The sequence below is a fragment of the Lactococcus sp. UBA7128 genome, from assembly GCF_002492185.1.
GTDB lineage: Bacteria > Bacillota > Bacilli > Lactobacillales > Streptococcaceae > Lactococcus > Lactococcus muris.
Genome location: NZ_DKXK01000087.1, coordinates 1 through 20188 on the forward strand (window position 1 = coordinate 1; position 20188 = coordinate 20188).

General features: G+C 39.9%; 20 protein-coding genes and 1 tRNA gene. 2 read left to right on the forward strand and 19 right to left on the reverse strand.

What is annotated here, in order from left to right; translation table 11 throughout:
• Positions 1-319: 319 nt before the first annotated feature.
• The 5 genes from B4H39_RS09630 to B4H39_RS09650 form a co-directional block, all read right to left on the reverse strand.
• Positions 320-1465, reverse strand: a complete 1146-nt coding sequence (locus B4H39_RS09630; protein WP_251422616.1) for a cysteine desulfurase family protein — start codon at positions 1463-1465, stop codon at positions 320-322.
• A gap of 283 nt (positions 1466-1748) precedes the next feature.
• Positions 1749-2024: an HU family DNA-binding protein gene (locus B4H39_RS09635; RefSeq protein WP_202230170.1), complete on the reverse strand. Its 276-nt coding sequence runs from the start codon at positions 2022-2024 to the stop codon at positions 1749-1751.
• Between the two features lie 117 nt (positions 2025-2141).
• On the reverse strand, positions 2142-2723 hold the full coding sequence (locus B4H39_RS09640; protein WP_251422610.1) for a YpmS family protein: 582 nt from the start codon (positions 2721-2723) through the stop codon (positions 2142-2144).
• Positions 2713-3537: an SGNH/GDSL hydrolase family protein gene (locus tag B4H39_RS09645; RefSeq protein WP_251422607.1), complete on the reverse strand. Its 825-nt coding sequence runs from the start codon at positions 3535-3537 to the stop codon at positions 2713-2715. Before B4H39_RS09645 ends, B4H39_RS09640 begins: the two co-directional genes overlap by 11 nt.
• Entirely contained in the window at positions 3530-4366 is an 837-nt protein-coding gene (locus tag B4H39_RS09650; RefSeq protein WP_251422604.1) for a DegV family protein, read from the reverse strand. Before B4H39_RS09650 ends, B4H39_RS09645 begins: the two co-directional genes overlap by 8 nt.
• Positions 4367-4532: 166 nt before the next feature.
• Between B4H39_RS09650 and trhA the strand changes: the two genes are divergently transcribed.
• Positions 4533-5183 carry a PAQR family membrane homeostasis protein TrhA gene (gene trhA, locus B4H39_RS09655; RefSeq protein ID WP_251422600.1) on the forward strand — a complete coding sequence of 217 codons (651 nt, stop codon included), beginning with the start codon at positions 4533-4535 and terminating at the stop codon, positions 5181-5183.
• Positions 5184-5255: 72 nt separating this feature from the next.
• Here trhA and B4H39_RS09660 read toward each other — a convergent pair whose 3' ends face one another.
• Entirely contained in the window at positions 5256-8372 is a 3117-nt protein-coding gene (locus tag B4H39_RS09660) for a DNA polymerase III subunit alpha (protein WP_251422597.1), read from the reverse strand.
• A 107-nt stretch (positions 8373-8479) separates the two neighbouring features.
• On the opposite strand from B4H39_RS09660, the gene B4H39_RS09665 reads away from it, so the two are divergent.
• Positions 8480-8656: a DUF2929 family protein gene (locus B4H39_RS09665; RefSeq protein WP_202230164.1), complete on the forward strand. Its 177-nt coding sequence runs from the start codon at positions 8480-8482 to the stop codon at positions 8654-8656.
• A gap of 36 nt (positions 8657-8692) precedes the next feature.
• Here the strand turns inward: B4H39_RS09665 and B4H39_RS09670 are convergent, their stop codons facing one another.
• From B4H39_RS09670 to B4H39_RS09730, 13 genes are all read right to left on the reverse strand, one after another.
• Complete coding sequence (locus tag B4H39_RS09670) at positions 8693-9310, reverse strand: sugar O-acetyltransferase (protein WP_251422594.1); 618 nt, start codon at positions 9308-9310, stop codon at positions 8693-8695.
• Between the two features lie 108 nt (positions 9311-9418).
• Positions 9419-11023 (reverse strand): CTP synthase, encoded by a 1605-nt coding sequence (locus B4H39_RS09675; RefSeq protein WP_202230162.1) that lies wholly within the window; start codon positions 11021-11023, stop codon positions 9419-9421.
• A 461-nt stretch (positions 11024-11484) separates the two neighbouring features.
• Positions 11485-12027: a TIGR01440 family protein gene (locus tag B4H39_RS09680; protein WP_202230161.1), complete on the reverse strand. Its 543-nt coding sequence runs from the start codon at positions 12025-12027 to the stop codon at positions 11485-11487.
• A complete protein-coding gene (locus tag B4H39_RS09685; RefSeq protein WP_202230160.1) occupies positions 12008-12490 on the reverse strand; it encodes an ECF transporter S component in 483 nt (160 codons plus the stop codon). The genes B4H39_RS09680 and B4H39_RS09685 overlap by 20 nt, the downstream gene beginning before the upstream one ends.
• Entirely contained in the window at positions 12487-13320 is an 834-nt protein-coding gene (locus tag B4H39_RS09690; RefSeq protein ID WP_251422591.1) for a pyridoxamine kinase, read from the reverse strand. The genes B4H39_RS09685 and B4H39_RS09690 overlap by 4 nt, the downstream gene beginning before the upstream one ends.
• A complete protein-coding gene (gene truA, locus B4H39_RS09695; RefSeq protein ID WP_251422588.1) occupies positions 13313-14059 on the reverse strand; it encodes a tRNA pseudouridine(38-40) synthase TruA in 747 nt (248 codons plus the stop codon). The genes B4H39_RS09690 and truA overlap by 8 nt, the downstream gene beginning before the upstream one ends.
• 634 nt (positions 14060-14693) lie before the next feature.
• Positions 14694-14909 carry a hypothetical protein gene (locus tag B4H39_RS09700; RefSeq protein ID WP_251422586.1) on the reverse strand — a complete coding sequence of 72 codons (216 nt, stop codon included), beginning with the start codon at positions 14907-14909 and terminating at the stop codon, positions 14694-14696.
• A gap of 26 nt (positions 14910-14935) precedes the next feature.
• Positions 14936-15466, reverse strand: coding sequence for a hypothetical protein (locus B4H39_RS09705; RefSeq protein ID WP_251422584.1), 531 nt, complete (start codon positions 15464-15466; stop codon positions 14936-14938).
• 285 nt (positions 15467-15751) lie between these two features.
• Positions 15752-15825, reverse strand: a tRNA-Arg gene (locus B4H39_RS09710).
• Positions 15826-15888: 63 nt separating this feature from the next.
• Positions 15889-17265, reverse strand: a complete 1377-nt coding sequence (locus B4H39_RS09715) for an LCP family protein (RefSeq protein ID WP_271328283.1) — start codon at positions 17263-17265, stop codon at positions 15889-15891.
• Between the two features lie 232 nt (positions 17266-17497).
• Positions 17498-18013: a GNAT family N-acetyltransferase gene (locus B4H39_RS09720; RefSeq protein WP_251422577.1), complete on the reverse strand. Its 516-nt coding sequence runs from the start codon at positions 18011-18013 to the stop codon at positions 17498-17500.
• Complete coding sequence (gene tsaE, locus B4H39_RS09725) at positions 18010-18465, reverse strand: tRNA (adenosine(37)-N6)-threonylcarbamoyltransferase complex ATPase subunit type 1 TsaE (RefSeq protein WP_202230153.1); 456 nt, start codon at positions 18463-18465, stop codon at positions 18010-18012. Before tsaE ends, B4H39_RS09720 begins: the two co-directional genes overlap by 4 nt.
• Before the next feature lie 747 nt (positions 18466-19212).
• On the reverse strand, positions 19213-20188 hold a 976-nt coding region (locus tag B4H39_RS09730; protein ID WP_286927572.1), incomplete at its 5' end, for a hypothetical protein.

Below are 20188 nucleotides of genomic sequence, written 5' to 3' on the forward strand. Positions count from 1 at the left end.
ATATAATGTTATTGTAATCTTTTTTCTTACCAAATTCAAAGTGATATCATAAAAATGATGGTGTGGAGAATAGTTACCAATAAAACACTCAAACAAAAAAAGCACTTAACCCTTGCATTCTTGTACAGAGGATTAACTACTTTTTTTCATTTTTGGGATATTGGTCCAATTTCTTTTCTCAGGGTCGAACTGGTCTAAGCTTCTTGGCTTTCCAAGTCTACAAGCTTCCTCCCTAGTTTCTTCAAAAGTTTTTGACTCTCTCCTTTGCCAAAACCTTTTAGAAATGCCTTTCACCTAAAACAGTGATAACAGTTAACAATCATCCTGCAACTTTAAGCATTTCCTGATAAATGTTTCGGAAAATGGTAAGGAAAGTCTCAACTTCTAACATATTGTTGGTATGGTCTAAACTAATGCGCACTGCGCTTGTTGCGAGGTCTGGCTTGACATGCATTGCCATGAGTGTACCAGCAGCTGCATTTTTCTTTGAGGAACATGCTGAAGTTGTTGAAATATAAATCTCATGCTTTTCGAAAGCGTGGACAACCACTTCTCCTCGGACACCGCGTATTCCAAAAGTGAGAATATTCGGCGCAAAGTTCTCCATTCCCGAAAATAGGATGACCTTCTCTTGTTTGGAAAATTCCTCAAAAATAACGGCCTTCATTTGGCGAATTTTTTCAGTCTTCTGCTCAAAGTTTTCTAGATTAAGACGAAGCGCCTTAGCTGTTGCTGCAATCCCTGCTAAGTTTTCCGTTGTCGAACGTTTATTGTTCTCTTGACCTCCTCCATGCAGCAGAGGGGTTAAACGTTTTCCTGATTTAACATAAAGAAAACCTACACCACGTGGGCCATGAAACTTATGAGCAGAAAAGGTCGCAAAGTCAACACGTTCCAACATAAAATCTTCAACAGCAATTTTCCCAATGGCTTGTACTGCATCGATATGAAAAGAAATCGTTGGCCTGTCTTCTAGAAGTTTTGCAATTCCCTTGATGGGCTGAATAGCGCCTACTTCATTATTAACCGCCATTACAGATATCAAAATCGTGTCCTCACGAATGAGGGCTTCCAGTTCTGGCAATTTGACGAAGCCCTTTTCATCAACAGGGGCTAGCTCAACCTCAAAGCCTTGTGCAGCTAACCAAGCTGCTGTGTTCTTAACTGCTGGATGCTCTACAGCAGAAATAATAATATGCTTGCCAAATTTTTCCTTTTCAAAAGCAACACCTTTGAGTACCCAGTTATCACCTTCTGTTCCCCCACTTGTAAAAAAGATCTCGTCCGAGTGCACATGGAGTAATTCGGCAATTTGACGGCGTGAAGCCTCTAAAAGACGTGTCGCTGTTGAGCCTAAGTTGTGCAAACTTGAAGGATTCCCCATAATTTTAGTGGCAACATCTGTATAGGTGCGTAATACTTCTGGATGGATAGCTGTCGTGGCTGAATTATCAAAATAAATGATCTTTTCGTCCTCATTTCTGAATATCGTTCAATGCCTTTCTACTAGAGAAATAAGGCATTTCTCATCCTTTCATTCTATCACTTTTTTCTTGCTTTTTACAGCTTAAAAACCGAAAACTGATCGGACTGAAAAATCTGGATATTCATCTTTCTCTACGCAAGATAAAGTCATGCCTTAGATAAAAAGAAGAAACTTTTCTGTTGCTCCTTTCAGCTTCTGCTCTTATTTTTTCCAAACAAAAAAATACCATGGTTCTCCACGGTATCAGTATTTCTACGCTAGATTATTTAACAGCGTCTTTCAAAGCTTTACCAGCTTTAAATGCAGGAACTGTAGTTGCTGCGATTTTGATAGCTGCACCAGTTTGTGGGTTGCGACCTTCGCGAGCAGCACGTTCACGAGTTTCGAAAGTACCGAAACCGATAAGTTGAACTTTTTCTCCTTTTGCGAGGAATTCAGTCACTGATTCACCGAAAGCGTTAACTGCTTTTTCAGCATCTTTTTTAGTTAATCCAGCTTTTGCTGCAACTTCAGCGATAAGATCTTGTTTGTTAGCCATTTTAAAAATGTCCTCCATATTTTGTTTTACCTGTTCTTATTAGGCACTTTTCATTTTATCAAATGTTGTGGACCTTTGCAAGCCTAAACAGCGTTTTTCTGCGGTTTTTAAGTGATTTTAAGATTTAATCATCAAATTAAAAATGAAATTTCCACTGACTAAATCTAGCTGATCTGCCTTTAAATACAGGTTATCTGCTAAGGCAAGTCGTGGCAAATGAACCACAACTTGATCCTTTGCTGGCAAGACCTCAACGAAACTTGGAAGCTTGATGCTTGACTTCACATAACTCAGTATAGCACTCGTTGGAAGGTCAAGCGTTCCTGCAGACACACTTGTTACTTGAAGCGCAATGGAACCATCGTTTAAAGCTAAGGGTTCAAAGTATATATAAAGAGGAATTTTTTGACCGAAAAGTTGATAAGAAGCTTCTAAAACAGCCTGATTAGACAGGTAAAACTTATAACTCATCTCTGGTGTTTGAAAATCCTGAAGATAGGTGTTAATCAACTGATTCAACTGATCTCTATTTGTACTTGCTTTGCCCACTTCTGTCGCCTCAGAAACTGTAGGGACATTTGTTAAGCTTGCTTGATCTCTTACATTAAATATTCGACTGGCAACAAAAGCTACGCCTCCTAGATTTATAGCAAGTAAGGCAAGAAAAAGCCATTTCCAAATTGTTTTTTTATTTTTCATTGTTCACCTGATATTCTTTGAACACTGCATTAGCCATGATTTGATAGCCTATATTATTAGGATGGAAACTGTCTGCTGCATAGAGTAAATCATTTGTTTGACCCTTGCTTTCAGAAATTCCTGACTCTCCATCAATTCCCTTATAAAGCAAGTCATTGATAGCTACAAAGCTAGCATTGTTTTCTTCTCTCACGAGTGCTTCTGTGGCAGTGTTCCAGTTATTAATGATATTTTGCAAGGCTGTGATATTAGGAAAATTTAGATAAAAAGGATTATAGATGCCCAGCACATAGACATGCGCCTTGGGATTAGTCTGACGGATATTCTCAAATATCTTTTTTAACTGTTTTTGATAATCCTTTGCGGGTTGCTCAAAGTCTTTTTCTCCTAACTTTGATAGGTTAGAAACATTATCACGAATCACCTTCATAACATCATTTCCACCAACAGTAAGCGTGATAAAATCCGCATGCTTTAGAGCTTTCTGGATGTCATCACTCTGCATTTTGTTATAAATCTGAGTACTGGTATCTCCCGCATGTCCAAAATTTTGCGCTGCCACTTTGACAGTATATCGATTTTCTATCTCTTTAGCCAAAAGCGGAACAAAACCTCCTTGACCAGTCGCATCTCCAACACATTCTGTTAACGAGTCGCCCAGCGCAACATAATTTATCGTTTTATCTTGTTTTTGTGCTTGATTTTTTAAACGATTTCCAGCTGGTGCAAACATCATCGAGAGTACGGAAAATACAAGTAAACTTGCTAACAAGAAGCCAGCAAGTTCAAGAAGAATTTTCAGTTTCTTACTCATAATCAATCATAACAGCCCAAGCACCAGGTCCTGTATGTGTTGCAATCGTAGAGTTTGTATCCAAAATAGAAATTGGTTTTTCGACAAATTTTTGTAGTGCTTCCTTGGCTTTAAGTGAAAAATCAAGTGCTTCTACATGAGAAATACCAATTTCACGAATTTTTCGTCCAGATGATGCTACATGTTCTACTGTTTCATCCAACCATTTTGTGAAAGTTTTATTTCCACGCCCACGCATCATCACACCTAGTTCACGGTCCTTAAGTTCCATGACAATGCGGACGTGCAAAAGACTTCCGACAATACCTTTTGTACGGCTAACACGACCACCTTTTACCAAATTTTCCAATGTTGAGATACCGATGAAAAGTTCTGTATTTTCGCGAACATGGTTGATGCTCTGCAGGATTTCTTCTTTGCTCAAGCCCTCTTTGGCTAAGCGCGCAGCTTCAATAACTTGAAACTTTAAGCCTTGGTCCGTAAAATCACTGTCTAAAACGGTAACATTGCGTCCAGAAAGCATTGCACCTTGACGCGCTGCTTGCACAGTTCCACTCAGACTCTCGGTAATGTGGATGGAAATAATCTCATCCTCTGTACTTGCAAGCTTTTCATATGTTTCTGCAAAGACACCAACAGGTGGTTGACTTGTTTTAGGTAAAGCTTTTGAACCTTTCATTTTTTCCACGAAAGCGTTCAATGATAAATCTGAATCAAGGTAAGTTGTTCCCTCGATGGTTACAGACAGCGGAACCACAGTAATGTCATATTTTTCTACTAATTCTGGTTCAACAGTTATTGATGAATCTGTCACAATTTTAATTGCCATATTTTCTCCAAATCAAAATAAAAAGACTTCGATTTCTTTTCTAAACAATCTATGTTAAGATATATTAATATTATATCAAATGAACTCCATTTTCGCTAATGCTCTTATTTAAATTTGAAATTTTTTTGATTTTAGAAAGAAAAATCTCATAGAAAGAAGGATATCAATGGAAAAGCAAGCTTCTCGTGCTTATCAAATTGTTAATGAAGTCTTTAATGCTGTCACACATGGGATAGGAACCGGCCTTGCGATTGCTGGACTCGTTTTGCTTATACTTAAAGGCGTTTCCAATAATTCCCCTCTGCAGATTGTCGCCTTTTCAATCTATGGTGCTTCGCTTGTTCTGCTTTTTCTTTTTTCGACACTGGCACACAGCCTGCACTTTACACGTGCTCAAAAAGTCTTTCAAGTTTTTGATCATAGTGGAATCTTCTTGCTTATTGCAGGAACTTATACTCCTTACTGTCTCATCACACTTGGAAACTGGATGGGCTGGAGCATGCTTGCTCTTGTGTGGATATGTGCTATTTCAGGAATTGTTATAACAGCCATCTATTTGCCACGGTGGAACACGGTACCCAGAGGTTCGACAATCCTCTACATCGTTATGGGGTGGATTATTCTTTTTGCCATCTATCCCTTGTGGCAACTGCTGCCTGCTTATGGCTTCTGGTTCTTGGTAGGGGGCGGCATCATTTATTCTGTCGGTGCTATTATCTATCGCTACAAATTTCCCTTTGCGCACGTCATTTGGCATCTTTTTGTTTTAGGGGCAGCTCTATTAATGTGGTTTTCTATTTATGGCTATGTGGGTTAGTGTGAAGTTTCCCCCTCATTCGAAAATACCAATAAGTCTTTAACTACAATAACCGCAGCGTATTAAAAAACGCTATTTATAAACAGCGTTTAAGACATAAGCTTCCAATTTCTTCAAAAGTAACTCGCTTTCTTCCACATAGACTTGTGTCTGTGTGGTTTTTTTAGTGTCTGCAAAATGTAAAATAACTTGTATTGCTCCCGGAAAATCTCGCAATATCCGAGAGACATTTTTATTGTGGCGTGTATCGGCAAGATTTAGCCAAAGTTTGCGTTGAGTATCTTCGACTTCTGTAATCCTGTCTGCGATCATTTGCAAGTTTTCATTTCTTTCGGAAATTTTTCCAGAAATCAGATAAAACTTCCCTTTTTCCAAATCAGCCATGTAGCGCCGATAATTTTCCGGAAAAAGAGTGATATCAAAATTTTCTTTACTGTCTGTTCCTGCCAAGAAAGCCATCGTTTCACCGTTTTTCGTCCGATGCGTTCGAATGGAAAGCAGTTCTACTAAAATAACCGCTCTTTTATTCTTCTGCAAATCTTGGATATAAGTAAAATGTCCCTTTAGTTTGAGCGCCAGCGTTTGCAATGGATGCGGAGTAATGCCAACACCCATGAAATGTTTTTCAAACTCATACTTCTCTGACTGCAAGTAATCCTCAGCCTCTTGATAAGAAAACTTCAAAGCCGAGTCCCCAAAGAGGTCCAACTGTATATTTTGAGTGTAGTCAATCAAAGTAGGCAAGTTTTTCGCCAATTTTCCTCTATTTTTTTCTTGATCATCAAATGCCCCAATCTGAATCAAGGGCAAAAGATATTCTTGCTTCTGGAAGTTCTGCGGTAATTTTTTCACCAAATCCGACAAGTCAGCAAAAGGTCTATTTTCAACTATCCAGAAAGCCATATCTCTAGGAACAGTTCTAACATTTGCCAAGCCGAGAGCAATTTTCTTGTTTTCCACACGATCATGATAAGGCATCCGATTAATCACAGGGCGCTCCATCTGAAAGGCATTGTCTAGAGCATCTTGAATCATCATTTCTCTTTTACGGTCGCGCAGTTGCACTTCGTAAAATTCATCTGGATAATTCGCCTTAAAATAGGCAATCTGAAAAGCCAGAGCAGCATAAGCATAAGCGTGTGAGCGATTAAACCCATAGTTTGCAAAACGTTCAATCAAACGGTATATCTCTAAGGCTTTTTCTTCTGTATGACCCATTTTTAAACTGCCAGCCAAAAACTCTGCTTGCAGTTCTTCAAATTCCTTACCTTTTTTCTTTGAAATCGCGCGACGTAACACATCCGCTTTTCCTAAAGAAAAACCTGCAAAACGTTGGGCTACCTGCATTATCTGTTCTTGATAAATCATAATCCCATAGGTCGGTGCTAAAATATCCGTCAGCGTATCGTCAATGACTTCTATCTCTTCTTGCCCGTGTCGCCGCGCCACAAATTCAGGGATAAACTGAGACGGACCAGGGCGAAAGATTGAAGTCGCATCCACAATATCCTCAAATTTAGTCGGAGTAAGATTTCGGAGGAAGCGTCTCATTTGAGGATTTTCAAACTGAAAAATTCCTAGCGTATTGCCTGCACGAAAAAGCGCCAGAGTTTCTTCATCCTCTAGATTAATCTTCAGAGGATTAATCCTAATGCTTTTCCGTTTTTCCACCAGCTCACACAAACGCTCAACGATAGTAAGGTTACGCAAACCCAAGAAATCTATTTTTAGAAGACCAATCTCCTCTATATCGGGAGCCTCATATTGTGTCAAAGCGAGATCATCCGAGGGCTTTAAGGGAACATAGTTGACAAGTGACTCTTGACTGAGCACCACACCAGAAGCGTGTGTCGATGTCTGGCGGGGTAAACCTTCAATACGCGTAGCTATCTCGTAAACTTTTTGCAGCCTGCCGTCTCGCAAAATTTCGGACTTTAGCTTAGGATTTTCTTCATATTCGTCACGAAGAGAACCAAATCGGTTTACAAGCATGCGTGTCAAGTTAGACAACTCTGCCTCGTTCATGCCAAATACTTTTCCTACATCACGTAGGGCTTGGCGCTTTCCTAAGGTAGAGAAAGTCACAATCTGCGCAACATGATCGCTACCATAGCGGCGTTTCATATAGGCCAAAAGTTCCGCACGCTTTGTATCAGGCATGTCGATGTCAATATCGGGCATGGCGACACGCTCTGGATTTAAAAAGCGCTCAAAGAAAAGATTGTTAGCCACAGGGTCAACATGTGTGATGCCTAAGGTATAAGCAACAAGGGAACCCGCAGCTGAACCTCTGCCCATTCCGCAATAGATGTTATTATCACTCGCATAGCGAAGTAGATCTGCAACGATGAGGAAATAGTCGTCGAAACCCATCTGATGGATAACCGAAAGCTCATGATCTAAGCGCTCACGATAAACTTTCCCCTCTGGTAAGTTTACTTCTGCTGTTTCGCGAAGAAGTTCTGCCGCATTTCTTCTCCTATCAAATTGAGGCAGCTCTAATTTTTCACTAAAATCATAAGAAATATCTTGAACCAAATGCTCAAGATTTGCCAAAGCCTGTGGGTTATTTTGCCTATAGAAATTTTCGTAAAATTCTGGTCTTTGTAAAAGCTGGTCGTTTGATAAGGTCAAACTCTGATCATAGGGTCTAAGATCACGAATCGCATGCAAAACTTCTAAGCTCTCATTATCTGACAAAGTGAGATAGCGCACCGGCTGAAAAGGCAAGGCAGGAAGCTTGAACGACATTTTCCCTGTCGTATGAGTAGAAATCCCAACATATATTTCTGCTTGAATCTGAGACAGGACAGATAGATTGGCATAGGATTCTGAGACAACTAAAGCCACATTATTTAGTAAGCCTTCAATATCTGAAAAGCGACGTCGACCATAGTTATGACTCGAAGAAATTTTTAAAAGATTTTTATATCCTTCAGTATTTTTCGCGATAAAGCTAACTGAAACAGGCAAGTTTTCCAACTCAAAAACCAGCTCTATTCCTATAATAGGCTGTAAGTTTCTTTTTTGCGCTTCTATCGCAAAGCGATAGGCTCCATGAAGATTTCCCACATCACAAATGCCCAGTTGTTTGTAGCCCTGTTTTTCTGCTATCCGCAGATAGTCTTGGACTCGAACAACACTATCGAGAAAACTATATTCCGTTTTGGTATTGAGTTGTGCGAACATATGGCCCCTTTCTGTTTATTTTTTACACTATTTTTCGCATTATTCTTGAATTTTAGTTCTAATAGTATTATACTTTATTTTGAAGAAAAATCGAAAGAAGAATCATTATGAAAGTACTTGTAACTCTTTTCTGGTCGGCTGTTATTGGCGAAGTTGTAGGTTACATTATAACTGCACTTGCTGGAGTACCTGACGAGCCATTGAGCACTTTGATTGTCTCACTTGTATTCGGACTTTTCGTTTTACTTATTAGTGAAGTCGGAGTGGTTCAACCAAAGAAATAATCTCTCTTAAATGACTGATATATAAAAAAGCAGCTTTTAGTCTGCTTTTTTTGTTTCATGATAATCACTTTCCTGCTTTTCCCAGTAATGTTTATCTTCCTCGCTAATTTCTCTTAAGACACGGGCAGGATTTCCCACTGCAATAACATGTGCGGGCAGATCTTTTGTCACTACTGCCCCTGATCCGACAATCGTTCCCTCGCCAATGGTAACACCAGGATTCACGATGACACCTGCGCCGAGCCATACACGATTTCCAATAGTGATTGGCTTTGCGTATTCAAGGCCACGAGCACGGACATCTGCATCAATAGGATGCAGCGGTGTAATCAGGCTCACACGAGGACCAAACATCACATCATCTCCAATAGTAATCGGTGCAACATCCAAAAAGATACAGTCGACATTGGCATAGAAGTTTTCACCAATATGCGTGTTAAAACCATAATCAACTTGAAGTGGCGGATTCACATAAATAGATTTTCCTGTACTTCCAAACAGTTGTTTTTCTAAGGCAATAATTTTTTCCTGTTCCAGTAGGCTGATTTGATTTATCTTTTGAGCAAGTGCCCTTGATGTTTGTGGATTATACTCTTTTTCAATCTTAGCTGCACTGTAAAGTTGACCTGAAATCATACGTTGATATTCTGACATGGTTCCCCCCCTCCCTCAATAATAAAACCAGTATATCAAATTATGATGGGAAACAATATTAAAAACTATACACAAAAAATCCCCAACTATAGGTAGGGATTTTTATTTTTACATGTTTTCAACAGCAGCTTTAACAAAGGCTTGGTAGAGCTCTTCTGGACGGTTTGGACGTGATTGTAATTCTGGGTGATATTGACAAGCAACGAAGAATTTCTTGTCTGTCAACTCAACAATTTCGACCAGACGGTTATCTGGGGAAACACCGGAGAATGTGAAGCCAGCAGCTTCAAACTGTTCACGGTACTTATTGTTAAACTCATAGCGGTGACGGTGACGACGTTGTACAACATCAACATCGTTATAAGCCGCACGTGCTTTAGTGTTTGCTTTTAGTTTTGATGGGTAAAGACCCAAACGTAAAGTTCCGCCCATGTCTTCAACATCGACTTGGTCACGCATAATATCAATGATTGGATACGGTGTTTCTGGATTTAATTCGTAAGAATGTGCCCCTTCCATGCCTAAAACATTACGTGCAAACTCCACGCAAGTCATTTGCATACCAAGACAGATTCCCAACATTGGTACATCATTTTCACGTGCATAACGGATGGCTGAAATTTTACCTTCTGAACCACGTTGACCAAATCCTCCAGGAACGATGATACCATGTGCATCTTTCAAGCGCGCAGCAGCATTGCTGTCATCCAAGTCATTTGCATTTACCCAGTCTAATTCGATATCACTGTCTACTGGATATCCGGCATGTTTCAGCGCTTCTGTCACCGAGATGTAAGCATCTGGCAGTTCTACATATTTACCAACCAAAGCAATTTTGACCTTTTTCTTAAGGTTCATCACGTGGTCAACCATTGCTGCCCATTCTGTCATATCAGCTGCAGGAGCATCAAGTTTCAAGTGATCACAAACGATTTGATCCATGTTTTGCTCTTGCAAGTTTAACGGGATTTGATAGAGATGTTCCACATCAAGAGACTGGATAACTGCTTCAGGATCAACGTCACAGTACATGGCTACTTTGTCGCGCATTTCACGTGTGATTGGGACTTCTGTACGAAGCACCAACATATTGGCTTGGATACCATATTCACGCAATGTTTTTGTCGCATTTTGTGCAATTTTGGTTTTTAACTCACCAGCTGCACGCAAGTGAAGGATTGGGACAGTGTGAATGTACATTACATTATCTGAACCAACTTCCGCTTTCATTTGGCGCAAGGCTTCAATGAATGGCAGGGATTCCATATCACCTACTGTTCCACCTACCTCAGTGATGATAACATCTGCATCTGTCATTGTCGCCGCACGCTTAATTTTTTCTTTTAGTGTATCTGTAACGTGAGGCACCATTTGAACTGTCGCTCCAAGATACTCCCCTTTACGCTCTTTACGTAAAATTTCAGAGTAAACTTTACCTGAAGTTACATTTGAGTATTTATTAAGATTGATATCAATAAAACGCTCGTAGTGCCCAAGATCAAGGTCTGTTTCAGCGCCATCATCTGTAACAAAAACCTCACCGTGTTGATAAGGACTCATTGTCCCTGGGTCAATATTAAGATATGGGTCAAATTTTTGTACAGTTACTTTAAGGCCTCGGTTTTTGAGCAAACGTCCCAAAGACGCTGCAACAATACCTTTACCCATTGATGATGTACCACCACCTGTGACGAAAATATACTTAGTTGCCAATGCGAAATCTCCTCTGTTTTCTATATTAAGCCTGGGAAAATATGATGGAAAAATAGTTGCTTTTTATTTTTCCTAACGAGGCGCTTAGGCAAAGCTCCGTAGAGCTTGCCATCGAACATTTAGTGGTTTTAGCCACAAATGTGAGTCGCGAAATAAAAAAATAAGCTCCCTTTCGTAAGGGAGCTTCTGACTTTACCGCAAAAAGCGGTGCCCGAACATTATTTTATCTGATTTTCGTTTTTTTGTCAAGGTCCTTGATTTTATAGGGAGCAAAAAAGAGGGTAAGAATATCTCCCCTCCTTTTAGAAATTAGTGAATATCAGTAGGACTCGCGAGCAACTGGTTTCTCTCTGAGGTCATCTACTTCGACTTTATTTGTCATCTGCACCTCCCTCTTTATTGTTAAGTTCATTTTCTCACACTTTACCTTCATTACCAACTGATATGCAAATACAGGTATTTTACTGGTAGCTTGCACGTTCTCCACCTATAAGCTTAGGGCGTGATTTAAGAGCGGTGACATGCGCGCCCCCAAGTTCTTTTAGGACAGGTCGCACAGGGATTTGAACATGCTTCACGTGCATTCCAATAGCTGTGTCTCCAATATCAAGACCAGCATATGCCGTGATATGCTCAACTTCGACCGGTGCCTTAAAAAGCTTATAAGCTGCCACTTGCCCACTGCCTCCTGCATGGAGCTGCGGAACAACAGAAACGATTTCCAAGTCTTTTTTGTCTGCCAATTCTTGCTCTACAAGTAAGGCACGGTTAAGGTGTTCACAAGCTTGGACAGCTAAATAAATCCCCCGCGTCTTAAGCGCCTCATAAATTGTTCCGACAATTACTTCGCCAATCTCTGCTGATGAATTCTTGCCAATCCTACCACCATTGACTTCGGAACTGGATAATCCCAGGACAAAAATTTGTCCGGGTTTTATCTCTGTCTTTTCAATAACATCTTCAATAATAATTTTTGTTTCTTCTTTAATTTGTTTTAAGTCCATGAAGCGCACCTGATTTCTTAAGAATTTCTGTGAGGAGTAAGGCAACGACAAAGCCTACACTGGTTTGCACAGCATTAATTGCCATATCTGGCAAGGCCACTGCTAAGCTTCCGACAATAAACATATCCGCCACAAAATAACCACCGACCATAACCAGAGTAGCCAGCAAGTAATTAAGTGCCTTGTTTTTTGTTGCTACACCCAAATAACCTTGTAGCCCATGAATGACTAAGGTGAAAAACATATATGCAGTATATCCAGCAATAAAGTCATTGAGAAAGCCTGCCAGGGCCCCAACGATTAAACCTTCACGTTTTCCAAGAAGCATCGCTGTCGTGAAAATACCCGCATCAAGTAAGGTAAAATAACCACCAGGAATAGGTATTTTCGTGAAATAGCCTAGTACAAATGTCAATGCAGCTAACAGCGCCAAGAGGGTTAATCTTTTAGTTGAGTACTTCATTTATCCTGCTTCCTTTTGCTTTTCAATGTTTGTTCAAACTCTACACCATAGCGCTTGTCGGCAGACTTTGGTGTATTTTTTATTGATTTGACTACAAAGTCAACAGCTTCTCGTGTTGCTGCGGTTAACGTTTTGCCATTGGTCAACTCTGCGGATAAAACAGAGCCGAAAATATCTCCTGTACCATGATAAGCGCCAGGTAATTTTTCTGCAAAAACATAGTCAATCTGTCCAGTGCTTCTTGCGGCAGCAGCTCCAACATATTTTTCATCAAGCATGACACCAGTCAAAACGACATTTTTTGCCCCTCGTGCTTGTAATTTTTCGATGAGCATTTCAATGAAGGCTTCTGTCTGCACCCCTTCTTGATAGGGTGTTCCCGTTAGGAGGCAGGCTTCTGTAATATTTGGTAAAAGAACATCCGCATAAGGCAAGAGTTCGCCCATTTTCTCTACAAAATGCATGTCAAACACACTATAAAGTTCCCCGTGATCGGCCATAACAGGATCGATTATGGCAAGATTATTCGCATCTTTATATATATCGATCAACTCTTTGAGCACGTCAATTTGTTCGGCAGAGGCCATAAAACCACTGTAAATCCCATCCATATGGAGATTTAGTTCTTTCCAAGCTTTGATAATATTGCGCATTTCATCTGTCAAATCAAGATAAGTAAAGTTCGTAAAACCTCCTGTGTGTGTTGACAAAAGCGCAGTTGGTAAAAGACGGCATTCAATACCGTAAGCGCTTATAATGGGGAGTGCGACTGTTAATGAACAGCGCCCTACGCAAGAAATGTCATGAACAGCAACAACGTTTTTAGTCAAGATAGATTACCTCCTTGAGATAGAGCCCTTCTGGGGCCGCAGTCGGACCTGCTAGGTCACGATTTTTACTTTCTAAAATCTTTTTAATCTGTGAAACAGGCATCCGCCCGTTTCCTATTTTGATAACAGTTCCCATCATATTACGAACCTGCTTATAAAGGAAACCGTTACCACGAAAAATAAACTTGTAATTTTCTTCGTCAAGCTTCACAAGTTCAGCCTGAGTAATCGTCCGCACCTTGTCTTCAACCGTAGCACCAGCTGCTGTAAAGCCAGTAAAATCATGCGTTCCTATCAAATCCGCTAGGGCTTGCCGCATCAAATCTTCATCCAGATTGTAGCGAAAATGTGCACGATAAAGGCGGTAAAAGGGACTCCGAACTTTACTGTTTTCCAGAAAATACTCATAAATCTTTTCATGCTTGTTAAAGCGAACATGGAAGTCCTCTTCAACTTGTGTGACTTCATGAAAGGCAATATCCGATGGAGTTTGCGTGTCCAAAGCAAAACGTAAACGTTCCTCATCTCGCTGCCCTTGCAAATCAAAATGAATCCGCTGACCATGCGCATGGACACCTGAATCTGTTCGGCCTGAAGCTTGCAATATTACGGACTGATGAGAATTTAATTTTGTCAAGACTTTTTCAATCTCTTCCTGCACTGTCCGCTGATTGTTTTGCGTTTGAAATCCTGCAAAATTTGTGCCATCATAAGCAATCGTTGCCATATATCTAGTCATGCTTATATTATAGCAAAAAATCAAGTATATATTTGTCCAAGCGAATCTAAAATTCCCATTCATTTCCATTCTTTTTTACCCCCTCCAAAACTTCCTTTCCCCTCTTTACACCGTATAATAATTGAAACAGAAACTGTTTAATCAAAACATTGACATCAGTCTAGAGAAGAGTCAAAAATGCCCATGTCGTTTTTTATATCAGAAAGATAAAGGACGGTAAACGTGCTTGAAGATAAAACTCCCAAAAATGAAAAAAATACTTGACCAAGTAGACAAGAATACTATGATTAATACCTTTGTTTTTACATTTTGACTAAAGCCAGCTTCCTTCTCTCTATCCAAAATACTTCATTTGAAAAGCAATGTTGCTGGTACTTAGCGCGTCTACTTCAACCATCAGTACTATGTTCACTTTCCTTTTATTCTCCCTATGAACCCGAAAAATAATTCGCTCTATATTAACTTCTTGTACCCTAACTATACTGATTATTTAAAATAGATTTGGCACAAAATTTGGCACAAGCCCCCTATAGACATAGAGATTCACCTATAAGAATAGCCCATTATGTCATAACATATTTACTATTTAACAAAAAACTCTCTGCCCTAACAGAGAGTCAATTCATTATGTAAATCATTCTTCTGAACTAATATTTGAAACATATTCACGGAATAAATTTACGATTCCCCAAGCGATAAAAACAAGAGGAATAAAAATTAACGGAGTTCCAAGTAGAGCATACTTAGTTGTAAAACCATCATTAGGAACCCAATAATAAACACAATAACTAAAAACATACAAGGCAAAGAATAAAACTAAGCCGATATCAACAGGAATATAAGTTTTCATATTCTCCTCCTTAAACTACTTTATAACTATAAATCCCAATACTGGAATATATTTACATATGCAACAGCTGTCTTTGGAGTTTTAGAACTAACGGTTCCTGTTTTAATCCATTGGCGCTGAACTACTTTAACCTGTTTAAAATATGGACGAACTATAATTTGATACCTTTTACTTTTAGGAACAGTTATTGAATAATTTGTTCCATAAGTATAGCTCTTCCCAATAGTCACACCTAGCGAGCCTCCAATTGTAGCCTGACCAGCAGGATAAGAGCCACATATGGAAGCGCTAACCGAGCGACTTAAACTTGAAGATTGATTAACACTTAGCGTCGCCGGCCCTTTACCAATTAGACCAGTCCGCCACCCGCCATAATAATATTTATTAGTGGTTTTGCTATCAACTTTCCAAAAATAAGCAGTTGTAGAAATCCCTCTACTTTCTATCTTATGAGGTGATAATTCTTCTGCAAACACAGATACAGTGGGGCCTACGGCTCCAGATAATAACAATAATGACGCACTTGATGAAAGAATTTTACTTATTAACTCTTTCATAGTAACTTTCTTTGATTTCTAGACAAATATTTTTGTCATTATCTGACCATACCGATGAAAATGTAGTCACTGCTATTGCTTCTCACTTTCCATGACAGTATCACCGCCTTTACTTTATTTTGGATTCCAACGCCGTATCGAAAGCGCTATCTTTATTTAAAGTCATTATATATGAATAAATCATCAATTACAAGCTATACAAGCAATTTTTAAGAAAAATAAAAATAGGTTAGGTACAAAACATAAAAAAGCCCCGCCACAAAGGCGGAGCGAGGTTTGGCATCATGATCCGAGGGGGATTCGAACCCTCGACCGTTCGCTTAGAAGGCGAATGCTCTATCCAGCTGAGCTATCGGACCAAAGTAAACAAGTAGAATTTTTCACTACCCGTCTAGTCTATCATATTTTTCTAATTGAAGCAATTATTGACCTGCATAAGGATTCGCATAGGTGGTTGTGTCGTCTGCCACCGCTCCTCCAGATCCTGGAACTGTAGTTCCATCTCCATAATAACCCGTTCCATCATCTGCTGCACCACTGTAGGGAACGCTAGGGGAGCTTGACTGCTCTGCACTACTCTTTGTCTCATCAGAAGATGCCGGCTTATCGCTTGTTGCAGCGCTGCCATCTGTTGACACATAGGCAGTTGAGTTGCTGCTGTCTAGTTTTACAAATGATCCGTCGACATCAATACCATAAACTGTTGATTTACCATGTTCTGTTACTGTTGCAGAGGGCATAAAATATGAACTTGGTGCATTTCCAGTCAAAGTTTCATAAGTAATCAAGTTGTCGCTTAAACGGTTTCCAGTCTCTTTTTGTAAAGAAGAACGGAGAGCATTTTGAACGGCAAGTGCTGTATTATTAGCCAAGAGTTGGTAAGAACCACCATCCGCTGGATTTGTATAACCAATAGCTTGATACTGAATCGAAACAACTTTATTAAAGCAATCCTTGTAGCCCAATAAAGAGGTCAAGGTAGAGCTATTGATTGGAATATTTGTCTTGATGTCCTTACTAATATCATTTAAGAATTTTTGATACTGTGTAATATTATTCAGCGCCAATAATTTTTTCATGACTGCAGAAATAACTTCTCGCTGATGCGCTGCACGTCCATAGTCGCCATTAGGTAAATGATGGCGATCACGTGCATAAACAAGCGCTTGTCTTCCATCAATGTGCTGTTTCCCTGGTGGAACTTGCTCCGTATATTCTGGTTCGGTATCGGAGATGTAGAGCGTCTGCCCTGTTGTATTGTCAATATCAATACCCCCAACATCGTTCACCAAATTGACAAGCCCATCAAAGTTAATCATCAAGAAGTTATCAACAGGGATTCCCGCTTGATCACCAATGGTTTTCAAAGCATACTCAACGCCTGTTTCCAGCCCGCCAGCATTATATCCCATTGGATAGGCGGCATTCACTTTCTGTGTCGAAACAGCATTTCCTTTTTCATCCAGAATGTTAGACATGATATCTCGTTCAATAGATACCATTGTCGTTGTATTCGTTTTTGGATTAAGCGTCATGACAATTTGGGAGTCAGAGTTGCCATCCCAACTGGTTGATCCTCCACGACCAGCTCCGCCTGTATCAACACCCATAAGTAAAATAGTTAAAGGCTCTGTAGCTTTGATAATGTTTTCTGCATCTGCATTACCTGCTTCAGCATAAGTCTTTGAGAAGGCTTGTGTTGTGCTATTTAAGACTGTCGATACATAGACAGTAGCTGCTCCTGCCGTTAAGGCGATGATTCCCATAATCATCAGCAGCGATTTTTTCCAAAGTTTCATAGTAAGATTATATCAAATTTTTACGAATAAACAACAAGAGATGCAAAAAGCTCCATGGCAAATCCACAAAAAAGGCGTAAGAATAACAAACGTCCCAGACCTATTTCTTCCTAAAATGAGTAAAAAACTCGTTAAAACACTGTAAAAAAAAATAAAAATTCCAGCAAAGACTGCGTGCATCCATTATCTCACAAAAATGTGCTGAATAAGTCTTTGTTATCTGCAAAAATCACTAGAAAAACTTCACCATAACATAGACATCTATCAAATTTCCATGCTCATCACGTGCACCGTATTTTTGAATGGCCTCTATCGTAAAACCAAATTTTTCATACAAGTGGATGGCTGCTTTATTTCGTTTTTGGACTGTGAGTTCTAAACGCTTTAATACTCCTATTTCCTCCACCCATTCGAGAGCATCTTCAAAAAGAAACGTCCCTATGCCATAACCTTGAAACTTTGAGGCGACCGCAATAAAAATATCTCCAATATGGCGGACACGATAATGAAAATCAGCAGTAATATGCAAAACTCCCGCAATTTCTTCTCCTAAAAAGGCAAGGAAATAAGCATTGTTATCCTTCTGGAAAAGTTGTTCCAAATATTCTTCCATCTGAGACTCGGTCATCAGTACTCCTGCCTCATCCAAGGTCAAAAAATGGCTCTCCTTACCAACCTGATCAAGAAAAGCAATCAATTTTGAGCTGTCTTTCTTCCTTGCCTCACGAATAAGTAACTCTGTACTCATAACTGTCTTAAAAGCCCTTCGTAGCGTTGCCCGTGCGGGATAAGTTCTAACTCACGTACCGCATCTGTAGCAAAGCCGTCCACATATTTATCCAGCCTTACTTCCAAATAATGGTCCGGCAAAGCTGAACCCAGAAGTTCCCCCCACTCAATAACTGAAACACCATCACCAAAAAGATAGTCATCAAGATCAAAGCTATCGGGATCATCACCTGCACGATAAACATCCATATGATACAGGGGAAGTTTCCCTTCATCATATTCACGGACAATGGTGTAAGTTGGACTCTTAATCATCTGGTGAATGCCCAGACCTATCGCTAAGCCTTTTACAAAGGTCGTTTTTCCCGCACCAAGTTCACCTGTCAGCACAAGAACATCCTGTGCTTGAAAGAAGCTGCCCAAATGCTCGGCAAAGGCTAGCATCTCCTCTTCATTTACTTTTAATTTCATAGTATTCATTATAACATAGTTCTGAATATGTCAATTTATTTCTTCTTATCTGTTAGCAACTCCTCTAAGGCAGATCTATTTCCACCACCAGCAGTTGCCAAATTTCCAGTAGACACTCTTTGACTAACGTATTATAGACTCTAAGTTTATCATCATTATTTACAATCACATCAGACATAATCCCCCATAGGATTATGCCCGATACTTTCATAATCAATCTCATACGATTTAATTATCCCTTCTGGTATTAAGGCCTTTTGCTATAGATTCTTCAGTCCTCACTCTATCTCCTTTTTGGCTTCCTCACTCGTCACCACGCTTAGCATTTCATCCTAAAATTGTTTCTTATCCATATAAAGCTTCCCTCCAATCTCTAAAATAATAACAATGCGTACAGCAATTAAAATACCCATTGATACTAAAGGTTTCTTTTCTCACATTCTTATTTCATCATTTTGTTTTCTACTCTATCAGCAACTCTAAATATCTCAAAATCAAATAAAAAGCTCACTACGGACTTATTCTAAAAAATGTACAAAACAAAAAATTGCTGACCTAGTTGATTTCAGCGCGGGTTCTCTGCAATAGAACAATAAGTTCTACTTGACATTTTTGCTTGTCAAGCTTATGCAAAATAGCCTTTTCACCTAGTTTGCATTTCCTTATAGTTTCACTTAATTCTCAAAATTGATGCACCATAAAAAACACTCTTTTTCTATGTCGAAAAGAGTGTTTTTGCTGTTAATGTTATTGGTTGATGATTAAAGCAGGACGAACGCCTCCTGTGCCTGGGAAATCTGTAACAGGAGAAGGAATGAGTTGTCCCATCTGACGTTGGCGCACGTTCCAAGCAAGATCTAATGTTGCAGGAGTACGTAACCACCAGAAACTGCTTCTAGCTCCTACACGTCCTGCATGATTTTGGAAGCCTTGTTCAGGACCTGATAAGCGCACCACATCTGCCAAAGAAAGGGCAAAGGCACGGCCTGAACCAGTGCTCGCAATAGTCGTCACATCATTGACCACAGCGCCTAATGCTGCTTCATTAAAGTTGGAAGGCAGGAAACGTAGGCCATAGTCTGGATTCCACTGAACAGCTCCATCCGCGACATCAGGGACACTCTCTGGCGCAGGAACATTGACAGGACGAACCATAGCCTTCACCTCATCATCAAGTCCCGCGTACCAAGAAACCAGCTCATCATTCTGCTCTTCCCAAGAAACATAACGAATTGCTTCATTGCGAATAATCATGTGATTGCCATTACCCATATCTTCTAAGTAACGGTACTGCTCCCCTTCCATAGTGAAGACACGACCAGGAAGCATAGCATCAAAGTTAAAGGCTGATGGTGGAGAGTCTACATCAGCACGGGGATTAGAACCCTCGCCGTCCATCGCGTTGTTTCTGATACCTGTGAGGAAGTCAGCCAAGTTACCCGAAGCACCTGCCTCATCTGTAAATTCTTCGCCCGGACTGATAAGTTCGCTGTCCACATGGATACCGTAGTAGTAAGAGCCGTTAAAGACAGTATCTTCAATGGCATCCAGCATTTCTGCCGCATCTAACAAGTAAGAAGTCGCTTGACCTGGCTCTAGTAGAGAGGCCCAATAGGCCCAACCTGTTTCATGGTCAATAACCCAGAAATCACCAATTTTTTGATAGTCTTGTAGATTGTTCCACTGCTCGATAGTCATAGGTGCCCGCTGTTGCTGCAAGTTC